Raw genomic sequence first — 2,909 nt, 5'->3', positions numbered from 1 at the left:
GTTCGCGAAAGTGATCCTGTCTGGTGAGGTAACTCGTCCGGTAACTGTTCGTGGCCTGCGTGTGACTAAAGGTGCTCGTGCTGCTATCGAAGCTGCTGGCGGTAAAATTGAGGAATAAGTAGCAGATGGCTAAACAACCGGGATTAGATTTTCAAAGTGCCAAAGGTGGCCTTGGCGAACTGAAACGCAGACTTCTGTTTGTGGTCGGTGCGCTGATAGTGTTCCGTATTGGCTCTTTTATTCCGATCCCTGGTATTGATGCCGCTGTACTTGCCAAACTGCTTGAGCAACAGCGAGGCACCATCATTGAAATGTTCAACATGTTCTCTGGTGGTGCTCTCAGCCGTGCTTCTATCTTTGCACTGGGGATTATGCCGTATATCTCGGCATCTATCATCGTGCAGCTGCTGACGGTGGTTTACCAACCGCTGGCAGAGCTGAAGAAAGAAGGGGAGTCTGGTCGTCGTAAGATCAGCCAGTACACCCGCTACGGTACTCTGGTGCTGGCGATATTCCAGTCGATCGGTATTGCTACCGGTCTGCCGAATATGCCTGGTATGCAGGGCCTGGTGATTAATCCAGGCTTTGCGTTCTATTTCACCGCTGTTGTAAGTCTGGTCACAGGGACTATGTTCCTGATGTGGCTCGGCGAACAGATCACTGAACGCGGTATCGGTAACGGTATCTCGATCCTGATCTTCGCCGGGATCGTTGCGGGACTCCCGCCGGCCATCGCCCATACTATCGAGCAAGCGCGTCAAGGCGACCTGCACTTCCTCCTGTTGCTGTTGGTTGCAGTATTAGTATTTGCAGTGACCTTCTTTGTTGTATTCGTTGAACGTGGTCAACGCCGCATTGTGGTAAACTACGCGAAACGGCAGCAGGGTCGTCGTGTCTATGCTGCACAGAGCACACATTTACCGCTGAAAGTGAATATGGCGGGGGTAATCCCGGCAATCTTCGCTTCCAGTATTATACTGTTCCCGGCAACCATCACGTCATGGTTCGGGGGTGGTACTGGTTGGAACTGGCTGACAACAATTTCGCTGTATTTGCAGCCTGGGCAACCGCTTTATGTGTTACTCTATGCGTCTGCAATCATCTTCTTCTGTTTCTTCTACACGGCGTTGGTTTTCAACCCGCGTGAAACAGCAGATAACCTGAAGAAGTCCGGTGCATTTGTACCAGGAATTCGTCCGGGAGAGCAAACGGCGAAGTATATCGATAAAGTGATGACTCGCCTGACTCTGGTTGGTGCGTTGTATATTACTTTTATCTGCCTGATCCCGGAGTTCATGCGTGACGCGATGAAAGTGCCGTTCTACTTCGGTGGGACATCGCTGCTTATCGTTGTTGTCGTGATTATGGACTTTATGGCTCAAGTGCAAACTCTGATGATGTCCAGTCAGTATGAGTCTGCATTGAAGAAGGCGAACCTGAAAGGCTACGGCCGTTAAAACTGGTCGCCCGAGAAGTTACGGAGAGTAAAAATGAAAGTTCGTGCTTCCGTCAAGAAATTATGCCGTAACTGCAAAATCGTTAAGCGTGATGGCGTCATCCGTGTGATTTGCAGTGCCGAGCCGAAGCATAAACAGCGCCAAGGCTGATTTATTCGCATATTTTTCTTGCAAAGTTGGATTGAGCTGGCTAGATTAGCCAGCCAATCTTTTGTATGTCTGTACGTTTCCATTTGAGTATCCTGAAAACGGGCTTTTCAGCATGGTACGTACATATTAAATAGTAGGAGTGCATAGTGGCCCGTATAGCAGGCATTAACATTCCTGATCACAAACATACCGTAATCGCTTTAACCGCTATTTTCGGTATCGGCAAAACCCGTTCTAAAGCTATCTGCGCTGAAACGGGCATCGCTGAAAATGTTAAGATCAGTGAGCTGTCTGAAGAACAAATTGATATTCTGCGTGAAGCAGTAGGTAAATTTGTCGTTGAAGGTGATCTGCGCCGTGAAATCACCCTGAGCATCAAGCGTCTGATGGACCTTGGTTGCTACCGTGGTTTACGCCATCGTCGTGGTCTTCCGGTTCGCGGTCAGCGTACCAAGACCAACGCACGTACCCGTAAGGGTCCGCGTAAACCGATCAAGAAATAATCGGGGTGATTGAATAATGGCAAAGGCACCAGTTCGTGCACGTAAGCGTGTAAGAAAACAAGTCTCTGATGGCGTGGCTCATATCCATGCTTCTTTTAACAACACCATCGTTACTATCACTGATCGTCAGGGTAACGCACTGGGTTGGGCAACAGCCGGTGGTTCCGGTTTCCGTGGTTCTCGCAAATCCACTCCGTTTGCAGCTCAGGTTGCAGCAGAGCGTTGCGCAGAAGCCGTAAAAGAATACGGCATCAAGAATCTGGAAGTTATGGTCAAAGGTCCGGGTCCGGGTCGCGAATCTACCATTCGTGCACTGAACGCCGCTGGTTTCCGCATCACTAATATTACTGATGTGACTCCGATCCCTCATAACGGTTGTCGTCCGCCGAAAAAACGTCGCGTATAACGCTACGTTTTCCAGGTTAGTTGGAGAAAGAAAATGGCAAGATATTTGGGTCCTAAGCTCAAGCTGAGCCGTCGTGAGGGCACCGACTTATTCCTTAAGTCTGGCGTTCGCGCGATCGATACCAAGTGTAAAATTGAACAAGCTCCTGGCCAGCACGGTGCGCGTAAACCGCGTCTGTCTGACTATGGTGTGCAGTTGCGTGAAAAGCAAAAAGTTCGCCGTATGTACGGTGTGCTGGAGCGTCAGTTCCGTAACTACTATAAAGAAGCAGCACGTCTGAAAGGCAACACCGGTGAAAACCTGTTGGCTCTGCTGGAAGGTCGTCTGGACAACGTTGTATACCGTATGGGCTTCGGCGCCACTCGTGCTGAAGCACGCCAGCTGGTTAGCCAC

The 2,909-nt window shown here is 49.9% G+C and carries 6 protein-coding genes; all 6 read left to right on the top strand.

What is annotated here, in order from left to right; translation table 11 throughout:
• A partial coding sequence (locus CW267_RS29725; protein WP_206054982.1) for an uL15m family ribosomal protein occupies nucleotides 1-118 on the top strand: 118 nt, incomplete at its 5' end.
• 7 nt (nucleotides 119-125) lie between these two features.
• Complete coding sequence (secY, locus tag CW267_RS29720; RefSeq protein ID WP_008807050.1) at nucleotides 126-1,457, top strand: preprotein translocase subunit SecY; 1,332 nt, start codon at nucleotides 126-128, stop codon at nucleotides 1,455-1,457.
• A 33-nt stretch (nucleotides 1,458-1,490) separates the two neighbouring features.
• A complete protein-coding gene (gene rpmJ, locus CW267_RS29715; protein WP_000868187.1) occupies nucleotides 1,491-1,607 on the top strand; it encodes a 50S ribosomal protein L36 in 117 nt (38 codons plus the stop codon).
• 146 nt (nucleotides 1,608-1,753) lie between these two features.
• Nucleotides 1,754-2,110, top strand: coding sequence for a 30S ribosomal protein S13 (gene rpsM, locus CW267_RS29710; RefSeq protein WP_002919259.1), 357 nt, complete (start codon nucleotides 1,754-1,756; stop codon nucleotides 2,108-2,110).
• Between the two features lie 16 nt (nucleotides 2,111-2,126).
• Nucleotides 2,127-2,516 (top strand): 30S ribosomal protein S11, encoded by a 390-nt coding sequence (gene rpsK, locus CW267_RS29705; RefSeq protein WP_004388621.1) that lies wholly within the window; start codon nucleotides 2,127-2,129, stop codon nucleotides 2,514-2,516.
• A gap of 33 nt (nucleotides 2,517-2,549) precedes the next feature.
• Nucleotides 2,550-2,909, top strand: a 360-nt coding sequence (gene rpsD / locus CW267_RS29700) for a 30S ribosomal protein S4 (RefSeq protein ID WP_101148715.1), incomplete at its 3' end; no start/stop codon positions are given.

The organism is Klebsiella sp. X1-16S-Nf21 (assembly GCF_002837615.1).
In the GTDB taxonomy this organism is placed as follows: domain Bacteria; phylum Pseudomonadota; class Gammaproteobacteria; order Enterobacterales; family Enterobacteriaceae; genus Klebsiella; species Klebsiella variicola.
This window is presented reverse-complemented; position numbering and strand designations above follow the sequence as displayed.